The organism is Acidobacteriota bacterium, from assembly GCA_039028635.1.
Lineage (GTDB): Bacteria > Acidobacteriota > Thermoanaerobaculia > Multivoradales > JBCCEF01 > JBCCEF01.
The window spans coordinates 15,423-35,452 of sequence record JBCCHV010000067.1; the positions used below are offsets into that span (position 1 = coordinate 15,423).

Annotated in this window: 11 protein-coding genes; 7 read left to right on the forward strand and 4 right to left on the reverse strand. The window is 66.4% G+C overall.

What is annotated here, in order from left to right; genetic code table 11:
* Positions 1–197 precede the first annotated feature (197 nt).
* Both AAF604_21355 and AAF604_21360 read left to right on the forward strand, forming a co-directional pair.
* A complete protein-coding gene (locus AAF604_21355) occupies positions 198–539 on the forward strand; it encodes a hypothetical protein (protein ID MEM7052228.1) in 342 nt (113 codons plus the stop codon).
* Positions 540–697: 158 nt separating this feature from the next.
* A complete protein-coding gene (locus AAF604_21360) occupies positions 698–2,314 on the forward strand; it encodes an alpha/beta hydrolase (GenBank protein ID MEM7052229.1) in 1,617 nt (538 codons plus the stop codon).
* 35 nt (positions 2,315–2,349) lie between these two features.
* Here AAF604_21360 and AAF604_21365 read toward each other — a convergent pair whose 3' ends face one another.
* A complete protein-coding gene (locus AAF604_21365) occupies positions 2,350–4,536 on the reverse strand; it encodes a TonB-dependent receptor (protein MEM7052230.1) in 2,187 nt (728 codons plus the stop codon).
* Between the two features lie 30 nt (positions 4,537–4,566).
* Here AAF604_21365 and AAF604_21370 point away from each other — a divergent pair, with 30 nt between their 5' ends.
* Positions 4,567–5,757, forward strand: a complete 1,191-nt coding sequence (locus AAF604_21370; GenBank protein MEM7052231.1) for a hypothetical protein — start codon at positions 4,567–4,569, stop codon at positions 5,755–5,757.
* 101 nt (positions 5,758–5,858) lie between these two features.
* On the opposite strand, the gene AAF604_21375 is transcribed toward AAF604_21370, so the two are convergent.
* On the reverse strand, positions 5,859–6,371 hold the full coding sequence (locus AAF604_21375; protein MEM7052232.1) for an ester cyclase: 513 nt from the start codon (positions 6,369–6,371) through the stop codon (positions 5,859–5,861).
* Between the two features lie 14 nt (positions 6,372–6,385).
* Positions 6,386–8,725: a hypothetical protein gene (locus AAF604_21380; protein MEM7052233.1), complete on the reverse strand. Its 2,340-nt coding sequence runs from the start codon at positions 8,723–8,725 to the stop codon at positions 6,386–6,388.
* Between the two features lie 160 nt (positions 8,726–8,885).
* On the opposite strand from AAF604_21380, the gene AAF604_21385 reads away from it, so the two are divergent.
* Genes AAF604_21385 through AAF604_21400 form a run of 4 tightly spaced genes read left to right on the forward strand, consistent with a single transcriptional unit; the run spans position 8,886 to position 18,431 of the window.
* Positions 8,886–11,045 (forward strand): hypothetical protein, encoded by a 2,160-nt coding sequence (locus AAF604_21385; protein ID MEM7052234.1) that lies wholly within the window; start codon positions 8,886–8,888, stop codon positions 11,043–11,045.
* A 4-nt stretch (positions 11,046–11,049) separates the two neighbouring features.
* Positions 11,050–13,893, forward strand: a complete 2,844-nt coding sequence (locus AAF604_21390; protein ID MEM7052235.1) for a hypothetical protein — start codon at positions 11,050–11,052, stop codon at positions 13,891–13,893.
* A 15-nt stretch (positions 13,894–13,908) separates the two neighbouring features.
* The gene (locus AAF604_21395) at positions 13,909–16,146 is read left to right on the forward strand and encodes a hypothetical protein (protein ID MEM7052236.1); all 2,238 of its coding nucleotides are present in this window, start codon (positions 13,909–13,911) and stop codon (positions 16,144–16,146) included.
* A 20-nt stretch (positions 16,147–16,166) separates the two neighbouring features.
* Complete coding sequence (locus AAF604_21400; protein ID MEM7052237.1) at positions 16,167–18,431, forward strand: hypothetical protein; 2,265 nt, start codon at positions 16,167–16,169, stop codon at positions 18,429–18,431.
* 186 nt (positions 18,432–18,617) lie between these two features.
* Here the strand turns inward: AAF604_21400 and AAF604_21405 are convergent.
* The coding region (locus tag AAF604_21405) for a hypothetical protein (GenBank protein ID MEM7052238.1) at positions 18,618–20,030 on the reverse strand (1,413 nt) is incomplete at its 5' end.

Here is a 20,030-nt window from a genome sequence, read left to right on the forward strand (position 1 = left end):
CCCCGGATGCCGACTGCCTCTGCCCCCTGGCCAGCTCGATCAGACGCCCAGGCGAGGCCCTCGGACAATATTCGGCCGAAATTTCAAAAAATTTCTCTTTGCAAATCCAATAAACTTTTTCAGAGACAATCGCACCTACAAACTGCGGCGCAGTGGGGATCAGGTTTCGAACCAATACTCGCGAAAGGAGTTTCTCGATGAAACCGAAAATCCTAGTCTCTGGAATTCTCTTCCTTCTCCTCGTCATCTCCCTGGGCGTGCCGGCCTCGGCCCATGAAGCCGACACCGACGTCCCAGAGGCCGTGACCACGGCCGCTGCCCAAGCCACTCCGGAAGTTTCGCAGGAAATCATGGCCATCGCCGAGCCGGCGAGCGACACCGAGCCGCTGTTCTTCATGGAGCCGCAGCTCACTTCGGCGACGCCGCTCTTCGACGAGCACGGCTTCATCTTCCAGCTCTGTAGCAGCCAAGCCCAGTGCGAGGCCATCTGTGCGCCCTTCGGCGGTTTCTGCTGGCGCCAGTTCTGTATCTGCGATTGATGCGTTAGCTCCCCTCTAGGGGAACACCCCCCACTGCGCCGCCGTTCTCCCAGGACCTGCAGATCTCGGGGACAGTGCTCACGACCGACACATCGGTCCTGCCGGTCGCTTCGAAAATTTACCTTGACATCAAGATTCTTTTCATCGAGACTGTCGCCATGAAGACAGCGCTCATCGGCTTTGCCACCGCCCCAGGACGAGGGGCTCTCCGCCCCGTCCGTCGCCCGTTCTCCCGATCAACCCGCGGGCTGGCCGCCCTCTGGATTGCCTGCGGACTTCTCCTGGGCAGCCTCAACGCTTGCTCGATCCAACCCTCGAAAGACCAGGCGCCGGCTGGCCTCGAGAGTCACTCCTTCGAGCTGATCGAGGAGAGCCTGGCGCTCGAGAAGGGCGGCCGCCTCGCCTACGACCGCGGCATCGCCACCCTGCCTCTGCGCCGCGACGACCCCGCGAGCTCTACCATCGAGGTCGAGTTCTTTCGCTTTCGACGAGCTCCCGAAGCCTCACCGCAAACGCCGCCGATCGTCTTACTGCAGGGCGGTCCGGGCTTCGAGGGCTTGGGCCCCCGGCTGGAGAGACCGGACTACTTCGAAGCCCGGCTCGAGCGCTTCACCCACATCGCCGACGTTGTCGTTCCCGGCCAGCGCGGCTTCGGGAGCTCGACCGCGACGCCCTGCTCTCCCCATCGCACGCTGACCCTCGAGGAGGCTCTGGATCCCGAGCTGCGACGCGCCGTGATCAGGGCATCGCTGGAGGAATGTCGGCAGAACTGGCGCTCCCGCGGCGTGGATCTCGCGGGCTTCAATGTCTCCGAGGCCGCCTCCGACGTCGCCGATATCGTCCACTTCCTGGGCTACGACCGGTTCCAGCTCCGCGGCAACAGCTTTGGATCCCATTGGGGCATGGCCGTCCTGCGGCAATCTCCGGAGCAGGTCGCGCGAGCGGTCCTCGGCAGCCTCGAAGGCCCCGACCACACCTACGACATTCCGAGCCAGGCGCTCGCCACCCTCGAACGCATTGCCGAGGCCGCCGAGGCTTCCCCGGCGCTGGCGTCGCGGATACCGCCGGGCGGCCTGCTGGCGGCCTTTCAGCGCCTCATCGCCAAGGCCGACCACCAGCCCATCGCTGTCACCATCGAGCATCCGGTGACAGAGGAACCGGTCACTGTCGAGCTCGATGGCGACGATCTGCGCCAAATCCTGGCCGGGACTCGACGCTTTACCCAGTTTCGCTTCCGCACCGCCTACTGGCCGCTAACTCTGCTCGAGATCCTCGAAGGCGACCTCACCTACTCGACGGAAACCCACCTCTGGAACCTGATGAAGAGCGAGGGCCACGATGCCGCCTTCTCGCAGTACAACTGCGGCTCGGGAGTCAGCCCTGACCGGCGGGAGAGAATCGAGCGGGATCCGGCAATCGAGGTCCTGGGCCCGACCTGGCAGCGCCTGGACTTCTTCTGCGCCGGTTTCGAAGGCGATCTCGGCGAGGACTTCCGCCGTCCCTTCCAAAGCTCCGTGCCGACGGTTCTGGTCCACGGCACTTGGGACACCGGGACGCCGATCGAGAACGCCCACGAGCTGCGGGCCTTCTTCGACCGACATCACTTCATCCGCGTCGAGGGTGGCTCCCACGGCGCCTTGCGGGAGGCGATCGAGGAGGTCGAAGGCTTCCGGGCGGCGATGGATCGTTTTCTCGCCACCGGCGACTTCGAGCACCTCCCGGATGCGGTCGAGCTGCCCGCCTTCCCCTGGCGGGCGACGATCGACCCGCAGTAGGCCTTCAGCTCCCTCGAGACGAAACTCGGGGGAGCTCAGAAACGAAAATCGAAGGTCAGCCCGACCCGGCGCGGCGGCAGAACGGTGGTTCGGTGCTCCAGGTCTCCGGCGAAGAAAAAGGCATTCCAGGTGCGAATCGGAACGTAGTCGTCCAGCAGATTGTCGGCGAAGAGGGTGATTCCCCAGCGCTCCGTATCGAGGGCCAAGCCGACGTCGAGGATCTCGTAGGAGTCGAGATCGAACCGGGGACCGAAGGGAATATCGAGGCCGATGAAGTAGTCGTCCACGTAGCGCAACCGGCCATAGCCGCGGAGCGTCCGGTTCGAAGGGCCGAGGGCAGAGGCGAAGTCCACCATCAACGATCCCGAGAGCTCGGGGGTGTAGGCGAAAGGCTCGCCGGCGCGATCGAAGCCCGAAGCATCGACGTACTCATCGAACTCGGTCTCGACATAGCCGACGTTGAGCTCGACCCCGAGCTGCGCGACGGGATCCCACGCCAGCTCGAGCTCGAGGCCCTGGGTGTGGCTCTTGCCGGCGTTGACCAGGGCCGAGAACGGCACACCATCGATTACGACCACCGACTGCAGCTGTTGATCGTCGAGGTCGACGCGATAGAGGGCGCCGCTACCGGAGAGACGACGGTCTGCCGACTCCGCCTTGAGACCGAGCTCGAAGTTGGTCGAGGTCTCCGAGTCGACAGGCCGCACGTTGAGCTGGGCTCCCGGCGCGATGTCGAAGCCTCCGGGCTTGAACCCCTGGGAGACCGTGGCATAGGTCATCAGCCGATCGCTCCAGCGCATCAGAAAGGATACCGAGGGCGAAAAGTCCTCGAAGGTCGCGGCGGCCGGCGAGGTGAAATCGAGGACGAAGCCGATCAGGGGAATCCTGCCATCGACATCGGAGAGGTTGTCGACCTCCTGGCGCGAGTAGCGCGCTCCAAGGGCCAGCTCATAGCGGTCTCCGAGGGATATCTCGGCTCGGCCGAACAACGCCAAGCCCTGGCGATCGGTGGTGACCGCCTGGCGGACAGCGATGCCGGCGAAGACCGTGTCGAGCTCCGGCAGGGAGTAACGCCGCAGGGTGAAGAGGGTTTCGTCGAAGACGTAGACACCGGCGAGCCAGGACCAGCGCTCACCACCGGTCTCCGATGATCTCAGCCGAAGCTCTTGCGACAGCAGCTCCTGGTCGGTGTAGAGGTCGTGGACATTGCCGATGTACTCGTTGGTGCCGTCGAAGTCGAAGGGCTGGGAATTGGACAACCGTCGCAAGCCGGTGATCGCCGACAGCTCGGTCCCCCCGAAGTCCCTGAAGAGATGGAAGGAACCGCCACGGGACTTGGCTTCGAAGGACTCCCGAAACTCGCTCGAAACCTCGTAGCAGCGGCAGCCATCGACAACTCCGGGAGCGTAGCCGTCGCCGCGGTCCTCCAGCCCGTCGGCGCGCAGGATCGCCCTCCAGTCTTCGCCGAGAGAAAAGCTCAGACTGCCACGCAGCGCCCACTCGGAGCGAGCGTCGGCGGGTTCGTCGAAGGTGGTGTTCTCGATGAATCCATCGGTGTCGTGGAACTGGCCCGTGAAGTTGGCGGAAGCCCGCGAGGCCACCGGCCCGCCGACCGTCGCCAGGATGCGCGCCGACTCGAACTCGTCGACTCCGAGTCGCACCTTGCCCCGCAACTGCCGACTCGGCTCCTTGGTCACCAGATGGATCGCACCGGCCTGGGCGTTCCTGCCGAAGAGGGCACCCTGCGGGCCGCGCAGCACCTCGACCCGCTCGACCTCCAGGAAGTCCATGTCGAAGGCCAGGCTGGGAAGGTAGACGTTGTCGACGAAGGTCGCCGTCGACGGCTCGATCTGGGCGTCGGCACCGACGCCGCGCAGCACCAGAAAGGTCAGATCTCGACCCGGCGAGAGGGCGTTGGCCGAGAACGACAGTCCCGGAATACTGCCGATGAGCTGCGTCGAGTCCCCGATGCCGAAGATTTCGAGATCGGTACCCGGGAGGGCGGAAACGGCGATCGGAACCTGCAGAGGATCCTCTTCTCGCCCGGTCGCCGTGACGTCGACCTTGGCCTCGAACCGAGGCTTCGGCTCCGAATTCGGCTCGCCCGGCTCTTCTTTGAGGGGCTCGGCCGCCTCCTGGCCTCCCAGGGGAGAGACTGCACCACCGCCCAACAGCAACGTGGCCAGAACAACGGCCGGGCCAAGACGGACTGGTCCTCGCATGGGTTCCTCCGCCGCGGGCTACTCGCGAAGTTGAAAGGCTGCCGCTCCCGAGATGTACCAATAAACTATAACTCAAACAAACAAATAAGCTTGGAAGTTAAGATTCTCGGACCTGCAGCAACAAATCGCTTGGGCAACGGGCAATTCCAGGACGGCGCGGCGGAGCGTCGCCCTTCTCGAGAATTTCGATGGGAGGTTCAGATGAGTACAGTCATGGTCAAGCTCTTGATCGGCGGACTGGCGGCGGTGGCACCCCACGGCGACTACGACATGACCGTGTTGCTACCGAAGGCCGAGGTTGAGGACCTCAAGGACTCGGACAACGAGCTTCCGGAGCACAAGGCCTATCTCGTCTTTCTGGCGGAAGACGTCGAAGACGACTGCAGCTCGGTGGGTGCCGCGGAAAGCAAGCTGCCGGCTTCGGACGACCGGACTGTCTGCTTTCTGGAAATGAACGACCGCCACTTGACGATCGAGTCGTTGACGACAATGCAGACTCTCGGCGAGGACTACCTGGTAGCGATCGACCAGGAGCCCGCAAGCTCCCACTTGAGCGACGCCTCGGCCAAGCTCAACGGACGGGCGAGAATCAGACTGCGTTCTGCTCGAGCCTGCGATGCGATCGGCGATGCGAGAGTGGCCGGAACCCACTGGTCTCAGTCTTGGTTTTCGACCAAATACGGAGAACTTGTGGCCGATAAAACTCTCGGCGTCCTCGCCTCCGGCCTGATGGTCGAAGCAGATCTGAGCATGACTCGAGGAAAGACCACCATTCCCATCTCCAACCTGGCAGGAGACCAAACCGATCACGAGATAACTTTCACGCCTCGTGGAGATCTCGAGCTGCTGTGGACCAATATTCCGGGACCCACCGATGCCAAGAACCGGTTCAGAGATGTTCACTTCCTCGCACATCACGAGATCGCCCAACGGGTTCTACCGCTCGAGCGTCGCCCGATTCCCTCGTTCCCGATTCCCCGCTGGCAGAATCCGGTGCCGACTTGTGAATCGCCTTTTTCCTACGACTGTGGCCGTTTCAAGATTCTCGTGAGCGAGCGCGAGCCCCTTTGGGGAGAAAACCCGCTGCTCGCCTCGGCAATCGTCAATGAAGACCATTGGTCCAGGATCGACTGCGATCCGGAGAAATGCGTCGAGGAGCTCTGTAAGGCGGGCCCCCCGATTTGCCCCAAGGCGATCTTCGCCGAGTCTCCGGCGCCGTGATGAGGCGCCACCGACTTCAACATGGTGGCAACCATCTCTTTCTGTCGACGTAAATTCGCCGAAGTGAGCCGCGCCCTCGGTCTCCGGGGCGCGGCGAGACCTCAGCCCAGAAACTCCTCCACCGGCACATCGAGCTCCGCGACGGCGAGTTGCTGCAGCAGCGTCATCGGGTTCCACGATGGGCTGACGCCGGTGATCAGGCCATCGCGGGTTTGGACCAGAAACCAGCCGGTGGCGCTGAAGGAGCGACCGCTGGGCTGAAGCGTTGCGCCATCGGCCAGACGGTTGTTGCCGAGTTGCGCCTCCTGATCGTGAGTGCCACGGGCGACCCACAGCAGGAGAGCACGACCGGCGTCGTCTTCGAAGGCGTCGGTCACCTTGATCTCGAAATCCTCAAAGGCACGACGGTTGGCCCTCGCCTCTTGCAGCATCGAGCGCCCCCCCATGCCCGAAACGCGGGTCGGACCAACCAAGGAATCCTCGGCCCAGTGAAAAGAATGGGGCATCAGCGAGGAGGCTTCTTCGCCACGATTCCAGACCTGGTCCACCATCTGGCGGGCCAACTCGATGGGCGACGTCGGCGACGACGCAGAAGGTTGGGATTCAAGGTTCATCGTCGATTCTCCCGTCAAGCGGCCGGCGGACGCAGGACCAGGACCTCTTTATCCGCCGTGGCGGGATCCAGGACCTTCTCTTCGCCGGTGGTGGTGAACAGGGTGAGCTGGTACGTGTAGGTGTGGCGCTCCGGCGCGGCGAGACGAAAGCGCCAAAACAGTGGCTGGGTGAAATCGGTGATCTCGAGAGTCTTCTCGACTCGGATGTCGCCGTCGACGAACCCGAGATGCAGGGTGCCGAAGGCGAAGTCTCGATCCTTCAGCAAATAGGGCGAGATCTGCACCCGATAGCCGAAGGGATCGCCCAGGGCCAGCACCGACTTGTCCGACGTCTGCCAGTCGTCTTCACGGGTGACGCCGTCGGAATAGAAGACGGTGGTCTGGTACTCGTACTCGCGCTTGTCGCCGTCGAGCAGGGGCACCGTCCAGATCTTCGAATCGGCATCGTTCGACAGGGTGAAGATGTCGTCGACCAGATAGTCGCCATCGCGGTAGCGCATCGCCACCACCACCTTCGAGAGCATGCCGCCCTCGCCGAAGGAGCCCGCCGGCACGATGGCGACCTCGAGGCTCTCCTGAACCGGCTGGTTGATGATCACCCGACCGGATCGGGAGCTCTCCGGCTCGAGCTCGATCTTCTGACCCGACTGGTCGACGAAGGTGACCTTGTAGTGGAACGGCTCCTCGATCTTCTTGGCGATCACCTGGTTCCACAGGAAGCTCTGGTTCTGCTGGTCGAGGGTGAACTCGGTCTCCTTGCGACCGCTGCCGCCGCCGAACCACATCTCGACGAAGACCGATTGCATCTGGTTCCAATCGACCAGCCCGAGGACCACCTCGACCCGCAGGATTCCCATGCGGTCCGTATCGAGCACCAGGATGGTCTCGTCGGTCCTGCCCGAGACGGTGTAGGTCTCGTCGGTACCGCGATAGAAGACCTCGTACTCGTACTCGTAGGTCTTGCGAGCGGGATCGGCGAGGAAGGCGAGAAAGCTCTGCGGCGGCGAGTCCTTGCGGAAGGCGAAATCCTTGACCTCGTGGACCCGCCCCTGGGACCCCCGCTCGTCATACTCGAGGTGGGCCTTGACCAGGTCCACCGGGTCCTCTGAGAAATCGGAGGTGCAGAGCACCTGCACATCGAGGTACTTGTACCAGTCGTGGTCGAGGTCGATCTGGACTCGGAAGTCGTCCGGGTCGTGGCCGGCGAGCACGCCGGTCATGTTGGCGTTCGGCCCCAACCGCCCCTGCACCACCGCCTTGCTGGTGAAGTTGTGATGCAGCGTGGCCTCCATCGACTCGTCCCAGGTCTTCAGGTTGTAGTACTTGATGCCGTGATGGCCGTACTCCTTGCCGTGGGCTTCGGGAAGCTCCGTCTCGAAGGTCGGCTGCTCGTCGAGCTGGACGTCGGAGCCGGGGTTCCACTGCAGGAAGGTGGCGGCGAGAAAGTCGCGAATCATCTCGTTGCCGGAGCGGATCAGCTCCTCGGTGACCTCCGGCGACACCACATCGGAGCCCGCTTCGGGGGTGATCCGGACCCATGAGGCCTGACTCGCCTCGGAAACGGCGAACAGCCGATCCCCGGCATCCCAGCTTTCGTCATGGCTCGCCGTATGGGTCTCGCTTCCTCCCGAGTAGACACTCCGCCAGGAGGCATCGTCGCTGATCGTCTGCCACTGCTCCTGGGTCGCTTCATAGGACTTCTTGGCGTTGCAGTAGACGGTCATGCGCATGGCGTCGAGGCGATGGTCGAAGGTCAGGTCGTAGCCCACCCGCAGCGCCGCCAGATCGCGCTCCATCATTTCCCACAGCAGCACCGCACCATCGAGCGACAGCTTGGCCATGAAGGACGCCCGCTGGCGCCCCACCATGCTGACCCGGCCGACGCCGACCAGGCTGCTGACGAACTCGCTACCGGCGTTCAGGTTGCCCTCGGAATCGGAGGTCTCGCCCAGGATCGCCAGGCTGACGGTGCCGTCCTTGATCGGCACGATGCCGATCTTGAGGGCCTGCTCGATCTTTCTGCGATCGCCGGCAAACTGGGGCCGGAAAGCAGCGATGAAGTTCTGCACCCGCGCATCCGAGGCGACCGCCCGGCGAATTTCCTTCTCCTGATCGTCGCTCGGTCGCAGCTCCACGGAGAGCGACAGGATGCCGCCGCCGAGGCGGGTCTTGCGCTCCTCCTCGGTCAGACCAGAGACGTCGCGGCGATACATTGCCATCGAGATCGAGGGTCTTCCGTTCTCGTCCATGGCCAGCGTCGGGGCCTGGGGCATGACGTAAATAGCCAGGGGATCGACATCGTCGCGGTAGACCTGGCAGCCGGCGATTTCGCGTTGTCCATTCAGTGTGATCATCTTTCTTCGGCCTCCTCGTTGTAACCATTAGGAGATCTCCCTCGCCGGTCGTTACGACGGGTCGGCAAGAAGCGAGAATTTCCTCGTTCCTGCCACCGCGAGAGGTGGGAACGACGATGAGTCGGGTTCTCTTTCCAGCACACCGGCAGGGGGTCACCAGATGCTGACTCTGGCCGGCAGCTTCCGGATCGGCGAGTTCAGCCTGTGGCGTGACCGCCAGCGGCAGGGCGACAAGTGGAGGCTCACCTCGCGCTTCTACGCCCTGCGCGACGAACCGCGTATCGCCTCCCGGCGACGACCGGACGGCAGCGTCGAGCCGGCCTTCGATTTCCTCTGGTATCGCCGGCAGCCGGGCGCCGAGGGACCGCAGCCGGAGGCCGGCGGCTTGGTCGTGCTGACCGCCGACCTCGCGCTCTCAGAGACTGAGAAGGATGAGCTGGTGGAGGCGGTGGCGCACCGCTTCGCCGACCTCGGTGAGCCCCTCGGGGGCGAGATCGAGATTCTGCCGGTGCCCTTCCAGGAGGGCCGCGTCGAGCTCTCCTTTGCCGGCGAACGAGCAACGACCGCCGACGGCGAGCTCATCCGTCACCTGGCCGGCAGCGGTCCGGCCCGCCTCTCCGGCCATCAGTCGGCGAGCTTCCTGGTGGAGCTCAACGCCGACGGCGCCGCTCTCCTCGCCGAGGCCATCGACAGCGGAACAAACCTCTTCGAGCTGCGCTACGACCTCGCCTTCGCCCACCGCCTCGACGGCGTCGAGCTGCGCGTGTGGTGCGACTCCGAGCGCGCCCAGGGAGTCATCGCCGAAGCTCGTCGAGCTGGCCCGCTGGTCCTTCCAGAGCTGCGCCAAAGCCTGACCGAACGGCATCTCGCCGGCACCGAGATCGTCACCACCGAGCCCCTCGACGGCGCGCACCGCAGCGCCCTCGAAGCTCTCGCTACGGAGGTCCTCGACCAGGCCCTGGCCGCTTCCTTCACCACCTCCGACGGCGACCTCGACGGCCATGCCGCAGCACGCCTCAACTTCACCCTGACGCAGTCCTACCCGGTCTTTCAGCCGATCGCGCTCCAGGCCCCGCTGCGTTTCGACGATCCGCGTTTCGCCCCTGCAGCCTTCGCCCAGACCATCCGCCGGGTCGAGGCCGAGGGCGGCTTCTTCGACCTCCTCGAGGTGCAGGTTCTCACCACCGTCGACTTCAGTCAGGAAGCGATCGACAAGGTCAAGGTCACCCTGACCTACGACCACACCGCCCCCGGCGGTGAGCGCATTCATCGCCAGTCCGAGCTGGTACTGCAAGCGGGCCGGACGTCCGGCCACTTCCGCACCGACCTCGCCGCCCCCGACCGCCGCAGCATTTCCTATCAGGTCGAGGTTCACTTCGAGGGCGGGGCGCCACCGCTGCACTTCAGCGAGGGCCCCCTCGACACCACGATCGTGGTGCTCGATCTCGACGCCTGCGGTGTCGTCGCCGTCGACGCCGAGCTACGCGACGTGCCCTTCGACCGCGTGAGCGGCGCGGTGGTCGATCTCGCCTACGGCAATCCCCCCCTGGCCAGCCATCGGCTGGTTCTCGACGAGGGCCGACCGACCGGCCGTTGGCGCCCGGTCCTCGGTGCCGCTCTCGACGACGACGGCGGCCTGCGATGGAAGGCGGCCTGGCTGGGTCGCGACGGCCGGCGGATCGAGGGCGAATGGCGAGCGGCTCCCCAGGGCCGCCTGCTGCTCGACGCGCCGGCGGAGCTCTCCCGGCGCACCGAAATCGAGCTCTTGGCCGCCGGCGACTTCACCGACCTCGAGCAGATCCTGGTCGACCTCGAGCCGGTGAGCGACGAATCCGGCACGCCCCATCAGCTCGCCTTCCGAGAACCCGGCGAGGGCAAGGTCTGGCGACCGAGCGCGGCCACCCTCGACACGCCTTTCCGCTACCGCGTCCGCCAGAGCCTGGTGCTCGCCGACGGGCGGGTCGAGACGATGCCAACCATCGAGTCGGACCGGCGCCTCTTCGTGGTGCGCGACGCCTGGCGCCGGGAGGTGAGGGTTCTCGCCCGACTGCTCGCCCTCGGCAGCGCCTGGCGCCTGGCTCTCCTGACCCTCGAGCGCGGCATCGTCAGCAGCGACGAAGCGCCCGCCACCGCCGACCGCAAGACCCTGGTGCTGCGTCAGCCGGAAGACCGGCCGACGTGGAGCTTCCGGGCTTCCGATCCCGACTACAGCTATCGCTTGACGCTCGTTCCCCCGACCGGCGAACGGCTCATCTCCCCCTGGATCACGGCGCGGGACGAAGTGCTCGTCCTGAAGCCGCCGCAAGAAAACCGAGGATGACCCCATGCTGACTTTCGAATCGCCATTCTTCGAGATCGACGGCGTCGTGATCTTTCGCGATCACGCCAGCCCGACCACGTTTCACTACCTGTGCGGCCCGCCGAAGCTCAGCAAGAACGCACAAGGCAGGCCGGACCTGACGCTGCTCAAGTACCGCCACGCCCTCGACTCGAGCAGCGTCGCACCCCGCACCCGCGAGCAGCTCGGCGGCGGCTTCCTGATGTTCGGCGTCGACTGCGCCATCTCGGAAGATGTCAAGAACTCGATTCGACGCCAGCTCGAAGCCACCCTGCCGCCGGGCTCGGGCCCGGCTTCCCTGGTGCCGGTGCTCTATACCCGCGGCAAGGTGCACGTGCTGGCCCTCGACCGGCAGTCCGCCGTCGAAGGTGAGGAAGATGCCGCCTCGCCGGAGCAGAGCCGCTTCGTGCGCGGCATCCTCGGCACCGCCACGCCCTCACTGATGCAGGACCAACGGGCCATCTTCTCCCTCTCCCTGACGCCGGACGCCGCCACCCTGCTAGAAGAGGCCTATGCCGCCGACCAATCCCCCATCGGGGTGATGTACGAGATGGACTTCAATGGCCTGCGACCGGCCCTGGCGGTCAAGGCCCATGTCGACTTCCGACGCCTCTACACCCAGCTCAAGGCGGACCTCCACGTCGGCGTCAATATGGGGGGCCTCGGCGGCGGCGGCGGCGGCGGTGGTGGAGGCGGGGGCCGGCCAAGCGGCGGCGGGCGCCCGTCCGGCGGTGGCGCGGCGGATCCGGCTCCGGAAGAGCCCACGCCGACGCCGGAGGAGCCGGAAGAGCCGACACCGGAGCCGGAGGAAGAAGATCCGGCACCGACGCCGGAGGAAGAAGCAGACGCTCCGACGCCAGAGGACTCCCCCGCCGACCCCGCGCCGGCCGATGGCGAGCCGGCACCGGAAGAAGAAGAGCCGACGCCGGAGGATGAAGAGCCAGCACCGGAAGAGGAACCCACCCCGCAGCCGGAAGAGGAAGAACCGACACCAGAAGAGGAAGAGCCGACGCCGGAGCCGGAGGAAGAAGATCCGGCCCCCGAAGAGCCCGAAGAGCCGGAAGAAGAGGAGCCGACCGACGACCGCCCCTCTGGCGGCCGCACGGTGCGCGCCGACGAGCCGGCCCCCCTGCGCCGCAACGCCGCGGGCGGAGGCGGAGGCGCCGGCAACATGAACGTCGCGATCAGTGCCGACCTCGGCTTCATGCTCGAAAAGGCCAAGCAGAGCGGCTCGATCCAGATCGAGATCGTGCGCCAGCAGGAGGGAGCGACGGTCGATCAGATGGAGGCCCGCGCCCTCGCCCTGCTCCAGGAAGTGGTGCTCAAGGAGTTCTTCCAGCCGGCCATGACCGGGGCCTCGCGCAGCTCTTCGGCGGCCTCTGCGGCGGCTTCCGCCGCCAGCACCGCGCGCAGCCTGATGGCCACCACCTCGGACACCAGCGCCGGTCGTTCCGGCGACGGCACCAGCTTCGAGATCGGCTTCCAGCTCAAGTACAAGCGTCAGGAAGAGCTCAAGACCGCGGACTTCGACTTCTCGGTGGTCGCTCCGGAGACCCGCACCCACTCCCCGAATGGCTTCTTCTCGGCGTTCATCAAGGACACCAATAAGGACGACCACATCCAGACCATCAACCTCGACGACCGCTTCTTCAAGGTCCTGGAAGTCGACGTCTCGACCACCGCCGACTATGAAGCGCTCGATCTGAAGACGCTGGTGGTGGAGATGCAGTACGGCGGCACGGAAGAGCGCCCGGAGGTGGTGGCAACGCCCCAGTTCGGGCCTTCCGAGGCAGAAGCTCACAAGGCCTTCACCGCCTTCCTCGATGAAGGCGACTTCGCCTACCGCTACCGCACCAACTACAAGTTCGGCCAATCGGACCGCATCGCCGCCCAGAATCACAGCTACAAGACCGACTGGCGAGAGGCCACCAGCCGAGCGCTGGTCATCCATCCGCCGGAGGACGTGGCGATGCTGCGGGTGCGGGTCGAGCCGGGCCCGGTCGACTGGGACGTCGTCGATCGCGTCGAGACTCGCCTGTCCTACAACGACGAGGCCAGCGCCTTCCACACCGATCGCACCTTCTTCACTCAGAAGGACAGCGCGCCCGAAGACTGGGTGGTGCGGCTCAGCGATGCCAGCTTGCGGGACTACCAGGTGCAGCACATCTGGTACCTCAAGGATCACAGCGAGATCGAGGGCGAGGCCTACACCGAAGACACGCCCCAGCTGTTCATTCGCGATCCCTTCGATCACCGCCTCGAGGTGGCACTGCGCCCCGAGGTCGACCCCGCCAACGTCCGGCGTATCCACGTCGAGCTGGTCTACGAAGACCGCGGCAACGACCACGAGGTGCGCAAGAGCATCAGTCTCGAGGGGCCGGACTTCGTGCCCCAGACGGTGACCGTGCCGGTGATGGATCCGCGCCGGCGCAAGTTCACCTACGCGGTGACCTTGATCAAGACCAACGGCCGCTCCGAGAACCACGAGCCCAAGGAAACCGATCAGGAGTCGATCACCATCACCGAGGGCGGGATCTATCTCGATGTGCGCATGGTGCTCCTCGGGGATCTGGCGGCGGAGGGGCTCGACGCGGTGCAGGTCGACCTCAAAGCCGAGCCCCTCGACGGCGAGCGCGAGAAGGTCGAGGAGCATCTCTTCCTGCCGGGAGCCGAAGGTCAGGTGCAGAAGCGCCTGCTGCTGCGTGCCGACCGGCCGCAGAGCTTCGAATACCGCACCACCGTGTTCACCGCCAACGGGCCGCAGGAGTCCGGCTGGCAGAAGCACGAGAGCGCCATCTTGGCTCTCCAGGCCCGATCCCTCGCCGGCTGAGCGGGAGCGACGACGATGATCGATCTCGGCAAACCGGCCCTCTTCGCCGAGGGCGTCACCCTATTCCCGGATCATGCCGACCCGGCGCGCTTCCACTATCTGCCGGGCGGTCCGGGCCTGCGCTTCGATAGCGATGGCAAGCCCGAGCTGTCGCTCCTCGAGTACCGCCTCGACCCCAGCCTGCACGATGAGCTCGGCGCCGGCCTGCTTTCCCTGACCGTCGATCTGGCGGTCGACGATGAGCGCCTCGAGCGCCTCCGGCGGCGGGCCTCGCGCCACCTCGAGCCGGGGATGCGGGCGGTGCTCTCACCGGTGATGGCCAACAGCGGCTCCTGCGAGCTGATCCTGATCGACCGCAGCTCGCGGGACGACTCGCAGGCTGGCGGCGCAGAGGAGACCGAAGACGGGGTCGGCTTCGGCCTCGTCGAGCGCATCCTGGGCGCCGCGACGCCCGGGCTCTACGGTGCCAACGCCGCCACCTTCCAGGCCGTCCTGTCGGCCGAGGGCGTCGCCCTGGTCGAAGGGGCCCTGGCCGGTGGCGGCCTGCCGGTGGGGGTGGTCTACAACCTCCAGGTGCTCGGCCTGCGGCCCGCCCTGCGCGCCGAAATCGTTGCCCACTGGCGCCAGATCTACGACTTCTTCGAAGCCCGGGTGCACGGCGGCAAGCTGCTGGCGGCGATCGACGTCGGCCCGACCATGGAAGACCTGGTCCAGCGCGAGTCGATCGAGATCCACATCGATGAGCTGGTGCCCCTCGGCGAAAGATCCGAGGTCTACGACCGGGCCCTCGCCCAGGCGCAGCGCTACGTCACCGACAAGCTGTTCAAGCCCAGTCTGGGCCTGTCGCCACCGATGGACCCCGCCGCCGAGGAAAGCGGCCTCGCCACCATCGGCCGCACGATCAAGGACCTCGCCGGCTTCTTCACCATCAACCACAGCCTGCGGAGCCTCGATCGCCGCGAGCTGAAGACCTTCCGCTACCGCCTACAGGCCGCCCAGGCGGAGCTCATGACGCTGGCGCCGCAGGGCACTCTGCAGGCGATTCTGCCCGCGGACGGGGGACTGTCGGTGGACGACTTCGTGGTCCGGATCGAGCCGGCGGCGTCGCGCGAGATGCGCTTCGATGTCGCCCCCACCGTCGACCTCGCAGCCGAGGGCATAGACCACCTCGAGGTCCACCTGTCCTACGGCGAGCGCAGCGAGCGCCTGATGCTCGATGCCGCCGTCCCACGGCAAGAGGTCGTCTTCTGGCACGAGCCGGACCTCGGAACGGAGATCGAAGTCTCCTGGGAGGCCCACTTGTCACCCGCCGCCAGCGGTCTCCAGGGAGTCCTCGAGGCTCCTACAGAGCGCATCGACCATCGCGTCCTGCGGCTCGACCCGCGGCAACTCTGGGAAACCCGCACGGTGCGCTGCCTCTCCCAGGGCGTACCCTTCGACAAGTACCCGCGGATCCTCCTCGACCTGCGCCTCAGCGACCCGCTGGCCGAGTGGAGTGAAGAGCGCTCCTTCGAGCTCACCGCCGAGAATCTCGAAGAGAGATTCCAGGTGCGCGCCGCCCCCGGTGCCCGCTGGCGAATCGAGCGACGGGTGCGCTATCTCGAGGCCGACGGCGGCGAGATCCTCGACGACTGGCAGCGCATCGACGCCGACGGCGAGATGGTGACCTTGGTGGTCGCCGACCCGCGGCCCGACGTCGTCGACCTCCTGGTTCTGGCGGCAGCCCGCTTCGGCACCGCCGTCCGGCGCCTGGTGGTCGAGCTGCGGCCGACGGCTCGCCCGCAGGAGGTCACCGCTTTCCTGCTCACCGCCGAAGAGCCTTCGGCTCACTGGGCCTGGCAACCGGCGGACGGCGAGGAGCGGGACTACGAGTACCGCATCACCGTTCACACCACCCGCAGTGAGCTGCGCGAGGGCAGCTGGCAACCGGGGCCGCCGGGCAAGCTGGTGGTCGGCGAGGGCGGCCAGGCGCGACAGGTCGAGCTGATGTTCGTCGGCCCGTCGGCCGCCGACCTCGGTCTCCTCGCCCTCAAGGTCCGCTTCGCCTTCGAGGACCTGGACGCAGGCCTGGCGGCGGAAGACGAGTTCCTGGTCGAAGACACCCGGCAGGCGCTGCGCTGGACCTATCCGGTGGCCCACCCGGACCGTCAGACCTACAGCTACCAATTGACCCTGATCCACGGCGATGGCCGCATCGAACGGCGAGAGCCGGTGAAGACCGCCGACCTGCTGGCCATCCAACCGCTGGCCTGAAGCCCGTCCAAGGAGTCGCCATGCTCACCCTCGAGCCGCCCTTCTACTCCATCGATGATCTGGTCGTCTTTCGCGACGAGGCAGACCCCGACCTCTTTCACGTCCTGCCCGGCAGGCCCCGCCTGGTGCTCCAGGGAGAGGGCGACGACGCCGTGCCGCGTTTCACCCTCTACAAGTACCGCCGCGACCTGACGGACAATCCCGAGCTCGACCGAACCCGGGCCCGCGGCGGGGGCCTGGCACTGTTCGAGGTCGAGCTGCCCAGCGACCGCCTGGTCCGGGTCCAGCGCGAAGTGGCCTCCCAGAGCGGGCGCCCCGACGCCCGCCTGTCGCCGGTGGTCTTTCGCTCCGGAACGGTCGCCACCCTGATCGCCCACGCCGAGGAGGACGGCCTGGTCGAAGATCTCGTCGACCGCCATCCGGCGGCCCTCACACCGCCCCATCGCGCCGCCTTCGCGGTCGCCCTGTCGGCCGAAGGGGCGAGCCTCTTCGAGCAGGCGGCGAACGGCGGCGAGCTCCCCGTCGGCGTGGTCTACGACCTCCGCTTCCTGGCCCTCAGCCCGTCCCTCAACGCCCACGTCAAGATGGACTACGAGCGCATCTACGACCGCTTCGCGGCCTCCGTCGGCTTCACCTACTACGTCTCCGTGCGCCTCGACGTCGACCTCGCCTGGCTGGTCGAGAACGACGTCATCCAGATCGAGATCACCTCCTTCACCGACGGCGAGGACGCCCGCCGCCAGCAGGAGCAGGTGATGAATTTGGTCAAGGCCCGCATCCTGGGCGACTTCTTCCGCTCCGGCATTCCGCCGAAGCAGGAGCGCGGCATGGGAGCCCTCGGCGGCATGCTGGGTGGTTTGTTGGGAGGCGAGGGCGAGATCACCTCGACCTCGGCCTTCTTCACCCTCAAGGCGCGCTACGAGGCGGTGCGCGAGGCCAAGCATCACGAGATGATCTTCGCCGGGCGCACCGCCGTCGAGCTGCCCTACACGGCGGTCGGCCTGCTCTCCACCATGGTCGACGACGAGCAGGCCGAGGTGCGGGTCGAGGAGCTCGATCTCGACGACCCGTTCTATTCCGCCCTCTCCGTGAAGGTGTCGTCGACGATCGACTTCGAAAGCCTGCCGGACCTGCGGTCGGCGGTGGTCCATCTCGAGCATGGCGACCACCGCAAGTCCTTCGAGTTCGCCCGGCCCGAACGCCCGAGCGAAGACGCCGGCGAGGCAGCCGAGGCCGAAGCCACTCCGGCTCGAGACCATTTCTTCGAGGTCGCGCTGACCGATCCGCGCCAGGATGAGTACTCCTGGCACGTCGAGTACCACTTCGACGATCTCTACGACGACGGCACCGTCGGCGGCCTGGGCAGCGGACCGAGCCCGATCGAGGCGGGCCCGTTCCACAGCCGCGATCGCGTACTGGTGGTCGATCCCTTCGAGCACTTCCGTTACCGCGTGCTGCGCATCCGCCGCGACCCCACCGAGGAAGTGACCCGCTTCCACCTCCACCTCCGCCTCGAAGACGGTGACACCGGCGACGAGATCGAGCAGACCTCCCTGACCCTCGACCAGCAGCAGGTCGGCACCATCTGGCGCCACCGGCTGACACCCCCTGATCGGAGCCTGCCGCAACTGTTCGTGCGCAGCGACTGGGAGGATCGCCGCGGGGAAATCCACCCCGGCGACGAAGAAGCGATCGCTGGCGGCACCTACGAAGCCCGCGATCCGTTCCACGACGATCTGGTCGTCAACCTCCACCCGGTGGCCGACTGGGATCGGGTGTCGCAGCTGGTGGTCGAGCTGCGCTACCGCGACGGCGACCTCGCCGTCGACCGCACCATTCCTTTCCCGGCCGGCTCGGACCAACCGAAGGCCGAGCGCTGGGCGCTGCTCGACCCGCGACGGCGGACCTACTCCTGGCGCCAGACGGTGATCGGCAAGGACGGCAGCGTCGAGCAGTCGGACTGGCTCGACAGCGACCACACGGTGCTGCTGGTCGGACGCACCGCAGCGCCATCGGAGGTCCGTATTGTCTGGGTGGGAGCGGCGGGAGACGCCCTCGGCCTTCGCATCGACCTTTGGCCAACGGCCGCCGACGGCCGCGACGGCGAAAAGCTCAGCACCTTCCTGCGCGCCGGCGAGACCGAAGGACGCCTGGTCCTGCCGGCCGAGGCCGCCGAGAACGGTCTCGCCTACCGCTACGAGGTGAGCCGCTTCACCGCCGCCGGTGAAGAACCGGTCAAGGCCGATCGCGGCTCCGGCTCCTTGCTGGTGGTCCAGACGGGGTAGGCGGCCTGTGGCAGGCCTGAACTCGAGACGAATTCGAGATCAGGAGCCATCGTGAAGCATCTCACCCACGACACCTATCCGTTGAGCCACTTTCGCAATAGACCATCGACCACCTGAAGCGCCTGGCCCCATCACCCAGAACGGCGAATCGGTGCCGCGACCGTCACGAAGGTTGACAGACGGCCGTCAGGCTTCCGGGTCGAGCACCAGCACCGGGCTCGCCTCGGTGCCCTCGACGCGCTTTGGCGGCCGGCCGTCGGCGTACAGGTAGGTCACCCGATAGTGGAAGGGCGGCACGCCCTCGGCGGCGGGGATCCAAGTGCGCTCACCGGCGTCATCGGCTTCGATGGCGAAGGTGGTCTGAGCCCCTTCCCCGGCCGGCTGCAGGGTGACGAAGACACTACTCAGCTCGCCGGCTGTGAAGGCAACCGTCAGCAGGTCGGTGATGACCTTGACCGGAGCTCCCCCGGGATCGCCGGTCGGGGACTCGCCACTCGCCGGGTCCTCGCCGTCCTCAGCCCCACCGCTTCCTGTCTCTCCGGCTCCCGGTTCCGGAACCTCGACCACCCGGGCGAAGACCTTCCAGCCGACGCCCTCGCCGCGCAGCTCTTCAATGCGGCGCGACGCCGCCTCGAGATCGAGGTCGTCGCGACGCTCGCCGGCGGCACTCTCAATGGTGAACACACTCTCCGGCCGCGCGATCACCGGCCGCAGCACGATGGTCGACGGGTTGACCAGATCGACCGCCAACCGTTGCGGCAGACTGATCTCGCCGTCGACGGTGACGCAGTCGTACTCCAGGAAGAGGTCCGGGAGATCGCCGGCGAGCTCGCCCAAGGTCAACCGCAGGGGCCAAGCGCGTTGGCGCTCGGAAGCAGGTAGTTCGAGGCTCTCGCGGGGGGCTGTCGAGCCGGCCTCGAGCAGCCGCAGGCGAACGATCTGCAAGCGGTCGTCATCACTCACCGTCACCCGGTCGAGATCGAGGACGATTTCGGCAGTCGTCAAGGAGGGGTCTTGATGGACCTCCTCGAGCCACTCCTCGGGGGTTCCGCCTTCCACCCGCGTCTCGCCGACCAGCGGCACCGTCTCGTCCCAGACGGCGATGCGGCGCGGTGAGAGGTCCTTGCTGAGACGATCCTTGCCCCCAGCGTGACCGCGCGCCGCCAGGGTGACGCCCCGGCTCAGGGAGACCTCCTCGGCATCGAAGATCATGCCCGCCACCGGGCCGCTGTCGAGCAATCCCGCCCGCAGCGACTCGAGACGCAACGGATGCTCCAAACGGTTGACCAAGGACAGACGCACGCCCGGCGGGTCGTCTTCGTCGTCCGCCTCGACCTCCTCGGACCAGACATAGAGCCCCGGCGCCGCGCCATCACCAGGGGCCTCCGGCAACACTCGGCAGACGGACACCATGTCGTCGAGCTCGAGACGAACCGGCACCGACTCCTGAACCGAATCGACGATCGTGGCGGTGCCGTGCAAGCCGTGGCGCAGCAGCTCGGCGAAGATGCCGTACTCGGCAGCCCCCATGTCGAACTCGAGAAGCACGCGATCGTCGAGGTCGACCTCGAGGGCCCGAAAGACAATGCCGGCGGGCAA

Excerpts from the sequence above, each read along its gene's own strand:
- AAF604_21355 (MEM7052228.1), top strand. The coding sequence starts at position 198 with ATGAAACCGAAAATCCTAGTCTCTGGAATTCTCTTCCTTCTCCTCGTC.
- AAF604_21360 (MEM7052229.1), top strand. The coding sequence starts at position 698 with ATGAAGACAGCGCTCATCGGCTTTGCCACCGCCCCAGGACGAGGGGCT.
- AAF604_21365 (MEM7052230.1), bottom strand. The coding sequence starts at position 4,536 with ATGCGAGGACCAGTCCGTCTTGGCCCGGCCGTTGTTCTGGCCACGTTG.
- AAF604_21375 (MEM7052232.1), bottom strand. The coding sequence starts at position 6,371 with ATGAACCTTGAATCCCAACCTTCTGCGTCGTCGCCGACGTCGCCCATC.
- AAF604_21380 (MEM7052233.1), bottom strand. The coding sequence starts at position 8,725 with ATGATCACACTGAATGGACAACGCGAAATCGCCGGCTGCCAGGTCTAC.
- AAF604_21385 (MEM7052234.1), top strand. The coding sequence starts at position 8,886 with ATGCTGACTCTGGCCGGCAGCTTCCGGATCGGCGAGTTCAGCCTGTGG.
- AAF604_21390 (MEM7052235.1), top strand. The coding sequence starts at position 11,050 with ATGCTGACTTTCGAATCGCCATTCTTCGAGATCGACGGCGTCGTGATC.
- AAF604_21395 (MEM7052236.1), top strand. The coding sequence starts at position 13,909 with ATGATCGATCTCGGCAAACCGGCCCTCTTCGCCGAGGGCGTCACCCTA.
- AAF604_21400 (MEM7052237.1), top strand. The coding sequence starts at position 16,167 with ATGCTCACCCTCGAGCCGCCCTTCTACTCCATCGATGATCTGGTCGTC.